Consider the following 14,536-nt stretch of genomic DNA (forward strand, 5'->3'; position numbering starts at 1 on the left):
ACGCCCCAGAGGATTCCTCAACGATCCGAAATACACGCATCGACCCGAGATGGACACGAAGTCATGAGACATCAATGGACACACCTGGTTGAGACATCACGTGGCCCCGATGTCCTGAGACATGACAAGTCCGAAAACCTGCATGAACCGGTCAGTGGATGCCGCAGCCCAGCACCCAGTGTCCGGACACCCCTCAGCCCTCAACCTGCGCTGCAGGGGTATCCGCCGTATCGTCGTCGGAATCGACCACGGTGCCACGCAGCTCCAGGCGCTCGACACCGTCGAGCTCGGCCAGGGCGGACAGCAGGTTGCGCAGCGGCGGCTTGCCGAAGAAGCGCACGTCCACGGCCACCGCGCGCTTGCCGCGGATCGTGATCCGCCTGGTCTTGTCGATCGAGGCGGAGAAGCCCAGGTCCGAGGCGGTGCGCAGGATGTCGCGCAGCACCCCCGAGCCGTCCAGATAGCTGATCTTGACCAGCCTGCGCCGGTCCGGGTTGGGAATGAGCTTGAGCACCGGGGCGATGACCAACAGGATGATGAGCAACAGCAGCGTCATGACCGCGGCCAGTGGCACCATTCCGGCCCCGCAGGCCATACCGACCGCGGCGGAGACCCAGACGGTGGAAGCAGTGGTCAGGCCGCGCACCATGTTCCGGCCCTTGAAGATCACGCCGGCGCCCAGGAAGCCGATGCCCGAAACCACCTGCGCGGCGATGCGGGAGGGGTCCAGGCTGACATCGTGGCCCAGCACCTCCTTGAACCCGTAGGCGGAGACCAGGGTGAACAGGCAGGCGCCCAGGCCCACCAGGACGTGCGTGCGATACCCCGCGCTCTTCTGCCGCATCTGCCTCTCCAGGCCGATCAGCGAGCACAGCAGGAAGGCGGCCAGCAGCATCCCGGTCTGCTCGGCAAAGGCCGAGGACGCGATTCCGGAGAACCACACGGTGAACATCGGATCACTCTCCTCAAGGGTGGGAACGGGCGGCCCCGGGTGGCACCGACTCGGCAGCCGAATCCCTCGGAGTGCTCCCGCAAGGCCCCCTCAAGCATAGGCCACGGGCAGCGGCAGCGCTCTCCGAGATGCTATTGTTAGACCAGTCAAACATTCTTCTTCAAGGAGTCTTAATTGCGCGACGGATCCCCGACCGCCAAACCCCGCCACCCCTCCAGCGGCACCCTCCGCCTGCTCCGCCTCATGGGCCCGGCCTTCGTCGCAGCCGTCGCCTATGTCGACCCCGGAAACGTCGCGGCAAACCTGTCCGCCGGGGCCGAATTCGGCTACAAGCTGGTGTGGGTTCTGGTCCTGGCCAACGCCATGGCGGTCGTGGTGCAGTACCTGTCGGCCAAGCTGGGGATCGTCTCCAGGGCCAGCCTGCCCGAACTCATCGGCTCCCGCCTGTCCCGCGGCAAGCGGATCGCCTTCTGGATCCAGGCCGAACTCGTCGCAGTGGCCACCGACCTGGCCGAGGTGATCGGCGGCGCGATCGCCCTGAACATCCTGTTCGACCTACCGTTACTGCTGGGCGGGCTGATCACCGGCGTCATCTCCATGGGGATCCTGGCAGCCCAGGGCAAACGCCGCCAGCACGTGTTCGAACGCGTCATCATCGCCTTCCTGCTCATCATCGCGGTGGGCTTCCTGGCCGGCCTGGTCGTCAGCCCCGTGTCCTGGTCGCAGACGGCCGGCGGCCTGGTGCCCCGTTTCGAGGGCGCGCACTCCGTGGTGCTGGCCGCCTCCATGCTGGGCGCCACCGTCATGCCGCACGCCATCTACCTGCACTCGACGCTGGTCCGCGATCGCTTCGGCCATGTGCTCGAACCCGATTCAGCCGGGCCCAGGGCTCGCGCGCGGATCACCCGGCTGCTGCGCATCACCCGGGTGGACGTGGTACTGGGCCTGATCCTGGCCGGCACGGTCAATATCGCCATGATCCTCATCGCCGCAGCCTCCCTGCCCGGAGTCGAGGGAACCGACACCATCCAGGGCGCGGCCGCCGCAATCTCCGATCACCTGGGCGCGGGCGTGGGGATCGCCTTCGCCATCGGGCTACTGGCCTCGAGCCTGGCGTCGACCTCGGTTGGCGCCTACGCCGGCTCCGAGATCATGGCCGGGCTGCTGCACAAACACGTCCCCATCCTGCTGCGCCGGGTCGTCACCCTGATCCCCGCGCTGGCGATCCTGGCCGCCGGCGTGGACCCGACCTGGGCCCTGGTGCTCAGCCAGGTGGCGCTGTCCCTGGGCATCCCCTTCGCCCTCGTCCCCCTGGTCACCCTGACCGGGCAGCGACGGACCATGGGAGAGCGGGTCAACGGGCCGTGGCTGCAGGCTCTGGCCTGGCTGATCGTCGCGGCGATCATCGCCCTGAATGTGGCACTGGTCGTCATGACGGTGCTGGGGATCGGGTAGGCCGAGGACTCCCCCGCACCACCCGCGCCGACCCCGGTTCCGACAAACCAACTTGATATATCGGTAGAATCTCACTACCTTTGATGGGTAGATCTATGTGACGTATACCACCCATGAAATGGGGCGCTCACATACCGACTACCCGGACGAAGGCGTCACACCCGGCGCTGCAGGGAAGAGTGAGAACCACAATGCCACCAGCCCCCATCAACCGCCGCAGTATGCTCGGCGGAGTCACCGTACTAGCCGCCCTGGGGTTGCTCAGCGCCTGCTCCGGCCCCGGAGCGCAACTCGAATTCGACACCTCGGGACCGCCGCAGAAGGGCGGGACCCTGCGGGTCGGGATCACCGGCGGGTCCTCCGCGGACACCCTTGACGCCCACACCGCCACCAATCAGGGTGATTACGCCCGCACCCAGAACCTCTACGAATGCCTGGCCACCCGCGACCGCGAATACAAACTGCGGATGCGCCTGGCCGACTCCATCGAACCCAATGACACCGCGACCGTGTGGACCGTCAAACTGCGTTCCGGGGTGAAGTTCAGCAACGGCAGGCCCCTGGAGCCCGAGGACGTGATAGCCAGTTTCAAGCGGATCACCGATCCGGACAACCCGGGAACCGGGGCCGCGGGCCTGGCCACCCTGGACAAGGTGGTCAAGACCGGACCGACCACGGTGGAATTCCGGCTCAAGGCGCCCAACAGCATCTTCGACGACACCCTGTCCCAGGTCGACAACAACATCGTGCCGCGCGACTATGACCCGGACGAACCGGTGGGCACCGGCCCCTTCATGCTCGACTCCTTCGAACCCGGCCAGCAGACCACCCTGGTCCGCAACCCCCACTACTGGGACGGCGAACCTTACCTCGACCAGGTCCAATTGCTGAACTTCAACGACGACGACGCCGTTATCAATGCCCTGCTGAGCTCCCAGGTCGACTGCGTGGCGGCCATCCCAATGGCCCTGGTGAAGGTGATCGAGGCCGATCCCCGGATGAAGATCCTCGATTCCGTGACCGGCCGCTGGCTGCCCCTGACCATGCGGGTGGACCAGAAGCCCTTCGACGACAAACGCGTGCGCCAGGCCTTCCGGCTGGTCGTCGACCGCCAGCAGATGATCGACCAGGTCCTGTCGGGCTACGGCACGATCGGCAACGACATCTTCGCGCCGATGGATCCCGAGGGTCCGAAATTCCCCCAGCGCACGCGCGATGTCGAGAAGGCCAAACAGCTGCTGGCCGACGCCGGCTACCCGGACGGGCTGAGCGTCGAACTGGTGACCGCGCCCATCAATCCTGGAGTGGTGGAATCCGCCCAGGTCTACGCCCAGCAGGCCAAGGACGCCGGGATCACCGTGACCATCAAACGCGTGGACTCCACGACCTTCTACGGCGAGGGCAACTACCTGTCCTATCCGTTCTCCCAATCCTTCTGGAACACCAAGAACTTCCTGCCCCAGGCCGATCAGTGCACGGTGAAGGCCTCTCCGTTCAATGAGACGCACTGGAACGACGCGGACTACAACGAGCTGCTGGCCAAGAGCAAGGCCGCACTGGACCCCGCCCAGCGCAAGAAGCACATGGAGGCCGCCCAGCGGATGCTCTACGACGACGGCGGCTACATCATCTGGGGTTTCGCCAACAACGTCGACGCCTATCAGAGCTATGTGGTGGGCCTGGAGACCAGCGCCAGCGGCTATCCCCTGGGCCGCTATGCCTTCGCCAAGGTGTGGATCGGAGACGTGAAATGATCGCCAAACTCATCGCCAGGCGCCTCGTCTTCTCCGTCTTCATCCTCCTGGCCGTCTCCCTCATCGTCTTCTTCGCGACCCTGCTGCTGCCCGGCGATCCGGCCCGCGCCATCCTGGGCCAGCAGGCCACCCCGGAGCGCGTCGCCGCGATCAACGCGCAGATGCACCTGGACGAACCGGCCGTCACCCGCTATCTGATGTGGCTCGGCGGCCTGTTCACCGGCGATCTGGGCACCTCGGTGGCCAGCGGCGGCCCCGTCAGCGCCCTGCTGGGCGACCGGATCGCGGCCACCCTGGTGCTCATGGGCCTGGCGGCCGTCATCTCCGTGCCGCTGGGCGTGGCCCTGGGCATCTGGTCGGCCCTGCGCCGAGGCGGCCGGACCGATTCCGCCATCACCTGGGTCACGCTGTTGCTGGCCGCGCTGCCCGAGTTCGTCATCGGCATCGCACTCATCAGCATCTTCGCCACCTCCGTCTTCCGGATCCTGCCGGCGGTCACCATGGCCCCACCGGGCACCCCGGTCTGGACCCTGCCCAGCCAGCTGGTCCTGCCGACGATCACCCTGGCCCTGGTGGTCGCGCCCTATATCGCCCGGATGATGCGCACCACCATGTTGGAGGTGCTGGACTCCGGGTTCGTTGAAATGGCCAGGCTCAAGGGCGTGCCGGAGCGCCGCGTGATCCTGCGCCATGCGCTGCCGCACGCGATCGGGCCCGTCGCCCAGGTGATCGCGATCCAGCTGGCCTGGCTGGCCGGCGGTGTGGTCGTCATCGAATTCCTGTTCCGGTACCCGGGAATCGGCCAGGCACTCATCGACGCGGTGACCTTCCGCGATGTGCAGGTCGTGCAGGCGATCTCCATGCTGGTCGCCGCGCTCTACGTGGTCGTCAACCTGCTGGCGGACATCGCAGGGATCCTGTCCAATCCGAAGATCAGGAGCGCGGCATGAACACGAGGACCGATATGAACGCCCAGGACCCGGCACGGGACCGCGCGCAGAACGCCGCCGCCGACCCCGCGAAGGAATCGGCCAGCGCACACGTGAGCGCGGTACGCCGCGTCTGGGCCCTGCGCGAGGGCAGGACCGGCATCATCCTGACCGGTCTGGTGCTGCTGATATCCGTGTTCGGCCCACTGTTGGCCCAACCGCTGACCGGCTTCGGCCCCACCGAGTTCGCCGACAAGCCCTTCCAGGACTCGGGCATCTTCGGCACGGACGACCTGGGCCGCTCGGTGGCCGCCCGCTTCCTGGCCGGCGGCCTGCGGCTGCTGTGCTATTCCGTGCTGGCCACGGCCCTGGGACTGGCCCTGGGCGCACTGCTGGGCATCTTCGCCGCCTATGCCGGAGGGGTCGTCGACCAGATCATCATGCGCATCAACGATGTGCTCCTGGCGATCCCGCAGCTGGTCTTCGCCCTGCTGGCGATCACCGTGCTGGGCACCCACGGCTGGGTCCTGGTGACCGTCATCGGCATCACCCACGCCCCGCGCGTCGCCCGGGTCGCCCGCGCGGCCACCCTGGGGGTGATCGGCGAGGACTACATCCGCGCCGCCGAGATGTACGCGGTGCCGCGCTGGCGCATCGTGGTCCAGGAGATCGCCCCGAACATCACCGGCCCCCTGAGCGTGGAGGCCGGCCTGCGCCTGACCTATTCGATCGGCACGATCGCCTCCCTGTCCTTCCTGGGCCTGGGCATGCAGCCGCCGGTGGCCGATTGGGGCCTGATGATCAACGAGAACCGGATCGCCCTGTCGGTCCAGCCCTGGGGAGTGCTCCTGCCCGTCGCGGCGATCGCCGTGCTGACCATCGGCACGAACCTGCTGGCGGACGCGATCGCCCGCGCCACCGCCAATACGAATGTGGAGGCGTGATGACGCACGACGACAAGAATCCCGTGGCCGAGGCCGGCACCGCGAGTGCGGTACCCGGCGGCACGGCACCGGACAGTGCGGCACCCGGCAACGCCTCCGGCGCCGCAGTGCTCACGGTGGCCGGGCTGCGGATCGCAGCCGTGGGCGGGGCGGAGATCCTGCACGGCGTGGACTTCACCCTGGAGCGTGGTCAGCTGCTGGGCCTGGTGGGCGAGTCCGGCTCCGGCAAGACCACGGCCGGCCTGGCCTGCATGGGCCACTTCCGCTCCGGCCTGGAATACACAGGCGGGGATGTGCGCCTGTACCCGCGCGACGGCGGCACCGTCGAGGTGATGGAGCTGCGGACCGAGGAACTGCGCAGCCTGCGCGGGCACCGCGTGGCCTATATCCCGCAGGACCCGGCACTGTCCCTCAATCCCGCGATCCGGGTGGGCGAGCAGATCCGCGAGGTCCTCGACATCCACGGCTTCGGCTCCTCCGAGGCCGAACGCCGCTCCCGCGTCGCGCAGACGCTGGAGGACGTGGGCCTGCCGTCGGACCGGGCCTATCAGCGCCGCTGGCCCCATCAGCTCTCCGGCGGGCAGCAGCAGCGCATCGGCATCGCCATGGCCTTCGCCATGTACCCCGATGTGCTCATCCTCGACGAGCCGACCACCGGCCTCGACGTGTCCACCCAGGCGCACGTGCTCGACACGATCCGGGACATGACCCGCAGGCACGATGTCGCCGGTCTCTACATCACCCACGATCTGGCGGTCGTGGCGGAGCTGGCCGACCGGGTCGCGGTGATGCTGCGCGGCGAGGTGGTCGAGGAGGGCACCGTCGCACAGGTCATCCACGCTCCACAGCACGACTACACCCGCAGGCTGCTGCGCGCGGTCCCCGACCTGGCCGGGAGGAAGGTCCTCGGCGCCGAGGCCGGGCCAACCGCCGCAGCCGCCGGCGGGAGCGCGGGTCCGGCGGTGGCCGACGGCGAGCCACGCGGGAGCGCGGGTGCGCTGGTAGCCGAAACCGCCTCGGCTGCTGATCCCGAACACTGGCGCAATGCCAGCGAGCCGCGGCCCGAGGGCGCGGTGCTCGAGGTGCGCGATCTGCACCTGTCCTATGGTCCGGCGACGATCCTCGACGGGATCGACATGACCCTGCAGCAGGGCGAGTCGATCCTGCTGCTGGGCGAATCCGGATCGGGCAAGACGACCCTGTCACGGTGCATTGCGGGGCTCAACGACGATTATTCGGGCAGCGTGCACCTGGATGGGCGGCAGCTGGAGCGCAGCACCCGCAAGCGCACCATCGATCAGCGCCAGGAGATCCAGTACATCTTCCAGAGCCCGTTCTCATCGCTGAACCCGCGGCGGACCATCGGGCAGTCGCTCATGGTGCCGCTGAATATGAGCAAGCGCCTGCCTGCCGGCGAGCGCAAGAACGCCGTGCTGGAGGCGCTGGACGCGGTGCGCTTGGGCAGGTCGTTCTTCGACCGGCGCCCAGGCGACCTGTCCGGCGGCGAGAGGCAGCGCGCGGCGATCGCCCGGGCACTGGTGAATGCGCCACGGGTGCTGGTGTGCGATGAGATCACGAGTGCGCTGGACGTTTCGGTGCAGGCCTCGATCATCGGGCTGTTGCGCACACTGCGCGAGGAGCGCGGGCTGGCGATGCTGTTCGTCACGCACAACATCACCCTGGCCCGGCACGTGGCCGACCATGTGGCGGTGCTCAACCGCGGGCACATCGTGGACCGCGGGCCGGTGGACAGGGTGTTGGAGCACCCGGAGCACGACTACACCAAGCAGCTGCTGGCCGATCTGGCCACGCTGTAGGGGCCGCGGCCGGTGCTCGGAGACAGTGCAAGCGCAGATTCACATCGTGTGCGGGTATCTCCGCACACGATGTGAATCTGCGCTTGCGATGCTGCCTGTTCGGCTAGCTCACTGCAGCTGAAATCACTGCAGCTGGTCGAACTGGCTGCGGACCGTGGTCTCCACGCCGCGCAGCAGGATCCCCAGGAAGATCGTGACCACGCCGACGGCGGCGGCGATCACGCCCATGAAGATGGTGAACACGCTGGCCGTGAAAACCGGGAAGCACATGACGATGATGCCCACGATGATCCACAGCACGCCGGACAGGATGAGCATCCAGCGCGAGGCCCCGAAGCCCAGCCGGTCGGTGAACGAGGACACGATGTCGACGAGCCCGCGCAGCAGCAGCCAGATGCCGATGATCGTCATGACCACGGCGATCCCGATGGCCGGGATCAGCGCCAGCGACAGGCCGGCGAGGATACCCAGGATGCCCATCGTCATCACCATGCCGCGGCCCGGCGCCCCCTTGGCCTTGGCCGCCATGACGGTTTTGAGGATCCCGTCGACGATCGCATAGAGGCCGAACACGACGACGAAGGCGTTGGCAACGACCTGGGGCCAGAAAATGGCCAGGAAGCCGAAGGCCAGGACGACGATGCCGCCGATGATCATCATGGTCGAAAATCTCTTAGCATTCATACTTCAAGCTTACTTGCCGGTGCTTCGAATTTCACGAGGTGAGCATCACGGCTCGCCCCGCGTCCCCGGGACACTGCCGAACGCGGGGCGGAACACCGCCGGGTACCGCTCAGAACATCGGCGGGCGCGGCCAATCCAGCAGGTGCTCCAGCGCGGCGGCCACGGGGAAGACTGAATCATCGCGGTAGGGGTGCCCCACGATCTGCACACCCGTGGGCACCCCGGTCGACCCCAGGCCCGAAGGCACGGAGACCACGGGGCAGCGGTTGGCGATGTTGAACGGCACCGTCATATGTGCCTCCCAATAGAAGTCGTGGTGCCCATCGGGCCGCTCGATCCCGTCCAGATAGGCGTTGCCGGCCTCCAGGGCCTGCACCGCAGAGGTCGGGGTCAGCAGCACGTCGTAGCCGGCCATGGCGTCGGCGATCGCATTCTGCACGCGGGCCTCCAGTGCCATGCCGGCGAACATCGAGCGCTCACCGGCGGCCGCCCTGGTCTTGTCCACGAATACCTGCGCATAGTCCTCCAGATCCCCGAAGTGCTCATCGCCGCCGACCGCGTCGACCATGTACTCGGCCAGCACATAGCCGTAGTGCGTCATCGAGGCAGCCTGCACTTCGGTCAGGTCCAGGCCCACCGGCACCCATTCGACGCTCGCGCCCGCGCCCGCCAGGGCCTCGGCCACGGTGCGCAGGTTCTGAGCCACCGCCGGGTCCACCGCATAGCAGCCCAGGTCCGCACTGACCGCCACCCGCCAGCCCGTCAGGTCCGGGGCCGGGCCACGGCGGTCGGCAATGGCCTGGGCGCGCTCGTAGTCCAGCACGGGATTGGGCTCGGTGGTGCTCGCCTCGTGCGCGTCGATGCCCATGATGACGTTCGTGGCATAGGCGGCATCGGCCACCGAGCGCGCCAGCACATGGTCGCCGCGGTACCAGTCGGCGTTCAAGGGCTGGGTGCCGGGCGTGCGGCCGTACGGCGTCTTAAAACCCACCAGTCCGCAGAAGGCGGCGGGCACGCGGGTGGAACCGGCGATGTCACTGGCGGTCGCCAGGGGCCCGAAGCCCGCCGCGACGGCCGCACCGGAACCGCCCGAGGACCCACCCGGGGTGAACTCGGGATTGAAGGGATTGCGCGTGATCCCCCATTCGCGGGTCTGTGTGAAGGTCGCGCACGACAGCTCCGGAGTGGTGGTGCGGGCGAACGGGATGGCGCCGGCGGCCACCAGCCGGGCCACGATCGGCGCATCGGCGGGGGCCACCTGGCCCTGCCGACCCTGAGAGCCGCGGGTGGCGCTGTGGCCGGCCAGGTTGTGCTGCTCCTTGACTAGCAGCGGGATGCCCAGCAGCGGCTTGTCGGTGCCGGGTCCGCCCGGCCATTGGGCGCCCTCGGTTTCAGCCGAGGTGATGCCGGCGCCCGCGGCCGCCCTGCCTCCCAGCCCGGCCACCACGGAGCCGGCGGTGCGCGCGGCGGCGTAGGCGTCCTCGGCGTCGCGGGCCGCGGCCCTGGCGGATTCGGCCAGGGTATCGACGATGCAGTTGATCCCGCCCGTCTCTGCGCTGCCGTCGAGGGCCCCGATCCGGGCCAGGTGGGCCTCGAGGTAGTCCACCGGGGACAGCTCGCCGGTCCGGAACAGGGCCAGGGCATCGAGCACGGTCAGGCGGTGGAGGTCTGCATGGGTGTCGCTGAGAGTGTCGTCGGTCATATCGGCCATTGTGTCAGCCCTATAGACTCTTTGGGATGGGCACTGGGACGACGGAAGATGAGAATCGCCGCCCGACGGCCGGGTCTTCCGCGCGACACGCGGGGGATTCCGAGCGGCGGGCCGCGCGACACGTCACCGTATTCCTCGACGTCGACGGCGTGCTCAATTCCTTCCCCGTGCCGCCCCAGCGCTTCCGCGCCGAGAAGCGCCGCGCGGTCTTCGCCTGGAACTACGAACTGCACTACCGACCCCGGATCGTGAAGATGCTCGACCACCTGGTCGACACGCAGCTGGCCGATATCGTCTGGCTGTCCACCTGGTCCGACCGCTGCCGCACGGAGATCGAGCCGGCACTGCAGTTCAAGCACAGCTACCCCGCCATGACGATGCCCGATCAGTCCTACAACCGGCTGGCGAACGATCCACTGTCCTGGTGGAAGGCCCGGATCGTGCGCGAGTGGCTCGACGAGCACGACCACGACCGCGCGGTGTGGGTCGACGACGACCTGGTCGCACCCGGGACCAGGGAGTACTTCGCGGACCGCTACGGCGAGCGCCTGCTGATGGTCGCCCCGCCCTTTGCCACGGGCCTGACCGAGGAGCACCTGGCGCTGATCCGCGACTTCACCTACGGCCGCCCCCGCAGGGTCGCGCCGCGCACGCTGGAGCCGGCAGAGCCAGCGCGCAGGCACCGTAGAGTGGCCCACCCCGGCACGCTCTCGGGCGATAATCCGAGCGCCCGCGATATCGCGCTGGCACAGGCCGCACGGCGGCGGATGGACCACCCTGCTGCGGTTCCCGCGCGGGGATCCGGGGTCGCCCGCAGTGCCGGGGCTGCGCAGGGATCCGGGGCCGGGGTCGGAGCGGCCGAGGCCGCGCCCGGGTCGACTGGGCGCACGCCGGCTGCGCGCCCGGCGCCGGCCGCGACGAATGCACAGGAGCCGGCGGAGATACCGGTGCCGGCGCAGGACGCCGCAGAGCGTGAGCCCGCGCAGGGGTGGGCCCCGCATGGGGCCTCGGCCACGGAGCCGAAACGGGAGCCGGAGCAGTCGACGTCACAGGAGAAACTGCGGCTGCAGGGGAATCCCCGGCTGCGGCGTAAGCGTTTGGATGAAGAGGATCAGGGCGTTCAGGAGCCCGGACGGGTGGAGGGGGAAACACGGAGATGACGCTGAGCCTGCGCAAGAGTGTGCCGCACGAGCGGCCTGTGATCGGGGTGCTGGACTCCGGCCTGGGTCTGGTCGACTTCGCCGATGCACTGCACACTCGGCTGCCCGGCGCCGATCTGGTGCTGGCGATGGACCCGGATTTCGCGCCCTATGGGCGGTTGAGCCACGAGGACGTGGGCCGGCGCGCGCTGGCCAGCGCCCATGCGATCGAGCAGTGGGACCCCGATGCGATCGTCGTCGCCTGCAACACCGCGTCCGTGCACGCCCTGGATCTGCTGCGCGAGACCTTCGAACCGGGCATCCCGATCATCGGCACCGTGCCGGCGATCAAGGTCGCGGCCGAGGCCGGCAGGCCCTTCGCCGTCTGGGCCACCACCGCGACCACCGGCAGCGCCTATCAGCGCAGGCTGATCGAGGAGTTCGTGCCCGGCGCGGGGGCTTCCTTGCCCGGCGCGGGCGGAACCGACGTGCCCGCAGCCGGCTCCGGGCTGAGCCCCGCGGATGTGTACCCGGTGCGCTGTCCAGGACTGTCGCGCGCGATCGATGCGGCGGACCCGGCTGCGATCGACGAGGCCATCCTGGCCGGCTGTGCGGCGACCCCGGACGAGGTCGAGAACATCGTGCTCGGCTGCACCCACTACGGCCTGGTGACCGATCGGATCCTCAAACTGCGGCCACAGACCCGCCACCTGTTCGACTCCCCCGTCGCGGTCGCCGCGCAGACGGCCCGCCGCCTGGGGATCGACGAGGCCGGGAGCTCCGCTGGGACGCAGGGCCCCGGCGCGGACGGCCAGGGTGCCGGGGAATCCGTGGACACCGGCACCATCCTGGTCCCGACCCTGCCGCCGGAGCCCCCGGCACAGGGGAGGATTCTGGCCACCTACATGTCCGGCCGGGCCGAGCCCCTGCCGGATGCGGTGTCCCACTTCGCCGCGGGCCGCCGCCTGCTGACGATGAACGGCTGAGGACTCGACCCGAATACGTGGCCCTGCACACGCTTAGTCCTGCACCTGTAGGTGTCGTTTCACCACCAGGCGCTGACATCGGCGTCGAGGGCCTCGAGCACCATGCCGGCGAAGCTCATCGTGCCCACCGTGAGGATTCCGGCAGTGCTCCTGACCGCAGCGGGGCCGCCGGCCGCACCGGAGTCCCGCCCCCGAGCCAATTCGACGGCGCGCGCCAGGGCTGCGGGGACCTCGGCCACGGGTCCGAAACGGTCGGCGTAGCGCCGCGCCGCAGCATAGCTCAAATAGTCCGTTCCGGCGCCGGCGAGCACGATGTTCGCATCCGGCAGCGAGGCGAGTTCGGCGATGCAGGCGTCGACGTCCTTGGTGTCGGGGAAGCCGGCGATGACCACGGGATCCCCGCCCAGTTCCGCCCGGGCTCCGGCGAGTGCGGCGCGCACCCCGGCGGGATTGATCGCCGCATCGACCAGCCAGGTCAGCCCAGCGTGCTCGTGGCGCGAGAGGCGGGCGGGCAGGTTCAGGCGGGTCCGGGCCTCGGCGACGATGTCGTCATAGCCCCTGCGCAGGCCGGTCAGGGTGATGGCCGCGGCCACCCCCAGACGGATATTCGTCCCGGTCAGGTCCGTGGTGGGCGGGACTGGAGCGCGCCCGGCCGCAACGGCCGACTGGGCGCCTGCGGCAACAGGCGGCGCCGCGTCCTCCATGGGCACCGCGTCGATGTAGTGGGCGCGCGGGGCGTCCGCGGTATTCAGCGCCGCCAAGCGGGTCCGGGCCTCGGCGGGCTGGTCGGGGAAGGACAGCACGGTGTGGGTCGCCGGCGAGACCACGCCCAGCAGATCGGCCGCGACCGCGTCCAGGCTGCCGCCCAGGACGTCCAGGTGCTCGCCGAAGACCTGGGTGAGCGCCACGACCGGGAAGTCGAACAGCGACACATCGTCGCTGGCCCCGCCCAGCCCCTCCTCGACGACCAGCGCGTCGACCCCGCGGTCCAGCAGATAACGGATCGCCACCTGCGTGTACAGGCCCGAGGGCGGCAGGTAGCCGACGGTTCCGTCGGGCGCGGGCGCGCCAAGACGGGGCATCCGGGCCAGCGTGTCCGCTGCCAGGGCGGAGGCCCGCGCGTATTCGGCCGGGGTGATCGTGCGCCCGTCGATGCGGATCCGCTCACCGTCCCAGCGCAGCGGCGGGCTGGACACGGTGCCGACCGTGTATCCCAGCTCGCGCAGGGCGAAGCTGGCCGCCGCGACCGAGGTCCCCTTCCCCTTGCTGCCCACCACCAGCAGGGCGGGGACGGGCAGGGGCAGGCGAGCGTCGGCTCCCGGATCGGACGGGTGTGCGGGAGCGAGGTCAGCGAACAGCAGGTCACGGAACTGGGCGGAGCGGGCCTTCGAGCGCTTCATGGGCCGCCCGTCCGGGGTCAGCGCACCCCGGCAGGCGTTCCATTCACGGAAAAAGGGCTCATCGGCTGGATCTTTACGGGCGACCATGGTTCCAGGGTAGTGGGGCGGAACCGGCTGACCTCAAGCGCAGGCACCGCGGCCTCAAGCCGAGGCCGTGACCGGCAGCGTCCAGATCGTCGAGCGGCTGGTGACACTGCCCGCCCGATACGGCCGGCTCTCCCCCGTCGGCCGGTATCCCAGTGCCTCCCAGAACGGCCGTGCCACCGTGGCGTTGGAGTCGACGATTGCCAGGCGCAGGCGGTCGATGGCCTGGTTCCGGTGGGCAGCGATGCGCCGGCGGGCCAGCTCGACGATCCGCTCGTGCAGGATGCGGCCATTGCCCCGTCCGCTCGCATGGCCGGCCACCATGAGCAGGCCGATATGCGCGGTCCCGGGCTCCGGCCAGCCCCACAGGACATCGGCCAGGGCGATCAGCTCGCCGCCGGGTGCGGCACACAGGCCGAGGTCCGTCTTCCGATCCGCTGCCAGTCCCGGTGGCAGATCGTGCAGGATCGCGCGGGCGTCGTCCGGACCGGGCGCATTGCCGGTGGTCCGCAGCGAATAGCCCGGATCGGACTCCAGCAACCGCAGGACTCGGGCCCGGTCACCCGCGGAATCCGCGGATAGACGTTCCAGGACGAGGGGGTTCGGCGTTTTGGCCGCCGGCGCATCGGGTGTCGGCGCATCGGAGTTCATCTTTCAAGCGTAATCGGCTGCACGGCGCGG

General features: G+C 69.2%; 12 protein-coding genes. 7 read left to right on the plus strand and 5 right to left on the minus strand.

The genetic code is table 11. From position 1 onward, the window contains the following. Nucleotides 1-193: 193 nt before the first annotated feature. Complete coding sequence (locus NQ034_RS14590; protein WP_257049733.1) at nt 194-952, minus strand: MgtC/SapB family protein; 759 nt, start codon at nt 950-952, stop codon at nt 194-196. Between the two features lie 243 nt (nt 953-1,195). On the opposite strand from NQ034_RS14590, the gene NQ034_RS14595 reads away from it, so the two are divergent. The 5 genes from NQ034_RS14595 (at nt 1,196) to NQ034_RS14615 (ending at nt 7,851) form a co-directional block, all read left to right on the plus strand. Then, nucleotides 1,196-2,407 carry an Nramp family divalent metal transporter gene (locus NQ034_RS14595; protein ID WP_257049760.1) on the plus strand — a complete coding sequence of 404 codons (1,212 nt, stop codon included), beginning with the start codon at nt 1,196-1,198 and terminating at the stop codon, nt 2,405-2,407. A 191-nt stretch (nt 2,408-2,598) separates the two neighbouring features. Then, the gene (locus NQ034_RS14600) at nt 2,599-4,161 is read left to right on the plus strand and encodes an ABC transporter substrate-binding protein (protein WP_257049735.1); all 1,563 of its coding nucleotides are present in this window, start codon (nt 2,599-2,601) and stop codon (nt 4,159-4,161) included. After that, nucleotides 4,158-5,111 (plus strand): ABC transporter permease, encoded by a 954-nt coding sequence (locus NQ034_RS14605; RefSeq protein WP_257049736.1) that lies wholly within the window; start codon nt 4,158-4,160, stop codon nt 5,109-5,111. Before NQ034_RS14600 ends, NQ034_RS14605 begins: the two co-directional genes overlap by 4 nt. Next, complete coding sequence (locus tag NQ034_RS14610; RefSeq protein WP_257049737.1) at nt 5,108-6,034, plus strand: ABC transporter permease; 927 nt, start codon at nt 5,108-5,110, stop codon at nt 6,032-6,034. The genes NQ034_RS14605 and NQ034_RS14610 overlap by 4 nt, the downstream gene beginning before the upstream one ends. After that, nucleotides 6,034-7,851 carry an ABC transporter ATP-binding protein gene (locus NQ034_RS14615; protein WP_257049738.1) on the plus strand — a complete coding sequence of 606 codons (1,818 nt, stop codon included), beginning with the start codon at nt 6,034-6,036 and terminating at the stop codon, nt 7,849-7,851. The genes NQ034_RS14610 and NQ034_RS14615 overlap by 1 nt, the downstream gene beginning before the upstream one ends. A gap of 123 nt (nt 7,852-7,974) precedes the next feature. Here the strand turns inward: NQ034_RS14615 and NQ034_RS14620 are convergent, their stop codons facing one another. Both NQ034_RS14620 and NQ034_RS14625 read right to left on the minus strand, forming a co-directional pair. Then, a complete protein-coding gene (locus NQ034_RS14620) occupies nt 7,975-8,535 on the minus strand; it encodes an HdeD family acid-resistance protein (RefSeq protein WP_257049739.1) in 561 nt (186 codons plus the stop codon). Between the two features lie 109 nt (nt 8,536-8,644). Next, complete coding sequence (locus NQ034_RS14625; protein ID WP_257049740.1) at nt 8,645-10,237, minus strand: amidase; 1,593 nt, start codon at nt 10,235-10,237, stop codon at nt 8,645-8,647. Between the two features lie 35 nt (nt 10,238-10,272). On the opposite strand from NQ034_RS14625, the gene NQ034_RS14630 reads away from it, so the two are divergent. Beyond that, nucleotides 10,273-11,406: an HAD domain-containing protein gene (locus NQ034_RS14630; protein ID WP_257049741.1), complete on the plus strand. Its 1,134-nt coding sequence runs from the start codon at nt 10,273-10,275 to the stop codon at nt 11,404-11,406. After that, complete coding sequence (locus NQ034_RS14635) at nt 11,403-12,371, plus strand: glutamate racemase (protein ID WP_257049742.1); 969 nt, start codon at nt 11,403-11,405, stop codon at nt 12,369-12,371. The genes NQ034_RS14630 and NQ034_RS14635 overlap by 4 nt, the downstream gene beginning before the upstream one ends. Before the next feature lie 59 nt (nt 12,372-12,430). Here the strand turns inward: NQ034_RS14635 and NQ034_RS14640 are convergent, their stop codons facing one another. Both NQ034_RS14640 and NQ034_RS14645 read right to left on the minus strand, forming a co-directional pair. Next, nucleotides 12,431-13,858, minus strand: a complete 1,428-nt coding sequence (locus NQ034_RS14640; protein ID WP_257049743.1) for a folylpolyglutamate synthase family protein — start codon at nt 13,856-13,858, stop codon at nt 12,431-12,433. Between the two features lie 54 nt (nt 13,859-13,912). Beyond that, nucleotides 13,913-14,506 (minus strand): GNAT family N-acetyltransferase, encoded by a 594-nt coding sequence (locus NQ034_RS14645; protein ID WP_257049745.1) that lies wholly within the window; start codon nt 14,504-14,506, stop codon nt 13,913-13,915. Nucleotides 14,507-14,536 lie beyond the last annotated feature (30 nt).

The organism is Brevibacterium moorei (assembly GCF_024580735.1).
In the GTDB taxonomy this organism is placed as follows: domain Bacteria; phylum Actinomycetota; class Actinomycetes; order Actinomycetales; family Brevibacteriaceae; genus Brevibacterium; species Brevibacterium moorei.

Coding starts and splice junctions, on each gene's coding strand:
- NQ034_RS14590 (WP_257049733.1), bottom strand. CDS start 952: ATGTTCACCGTGTGGTTCTCCGGAATCGCGTCCTCGGCCTTTGCCGAG.
- NQ034_RS14595 (WP_257049760.1), top strand. CDS start 1,196: ATGGGCCCGGCCTTCGTCGCAGCCGTCGCCTATGTCGACCCCGGAAAC.
- NQ034_RS14600 (WP_257049735.1), top strand. CDS start 2,599: ATGCCACCAGCCCCCATCAACCGCCGCAGTATGCTCGGCGGAGTCACC.
- NQ034_RS14605 (WP_257049736.1), top strand. CDS start 4,158: ATGATCGCCAAACTCATCGCCAGGCGCCTCGTCTTCTCCGTCTTCATC.
- NQ034_RS14610 (WP_257049737.1), top strand. CDS start 5,108: ATGAACACGAGGACCGATATGAACGCCCAGGACCCGGCACGGGACCGC.
- NQ034_RS14615 (WP_257049738.1), top strand. CDS start 6,034: ATGACGCACGACGACAAGAATCCCGTGGCCGAGGCCGGCACCGCGAGT.
- NQ034_RS14620 (WP_257049739.1), bottom strand. CDS start 8,535: ATGAATGCTAAGAGATTTTCGACCATGATGATCATCGGCGGCATCGTC.
- NQ034_RS14625 (WP_257049740.1), bottom strand. CDS start 10,237: ATGACCGACGACACTCTCAGCGACACCCATGCAGACCTCCACCGCCTG.
- NQ034_RS14630 (WP_257049741.1), top strand. CDS start 10,273: ATGGGCACTGGGACGACGGAAGATGAGAATCGCCGCCCGACGGCCGGG.
- NQ034_RS14635 (WP_257049742.1), top strand. CDS start 11,403: ATGACGCTGAGCCTGCGCAAGAGTGTGCCGCACGAGCGGCCTGTGATC.
- NQ034_RS14640 (WP_257049743.1), bottom strand. CDS start 13,858: ATGGTCGCCCGTAAAGATCCAGCCGATGAGCCCTTTTTCCGTGAATGG.
- NQ034_RS14645 (WP_257049745.1), bottom strand. CDS start 14,506: ATGAACTCCGATGCGCCGACACCCGATGCGCCGGCGGCCAAAACGCCG.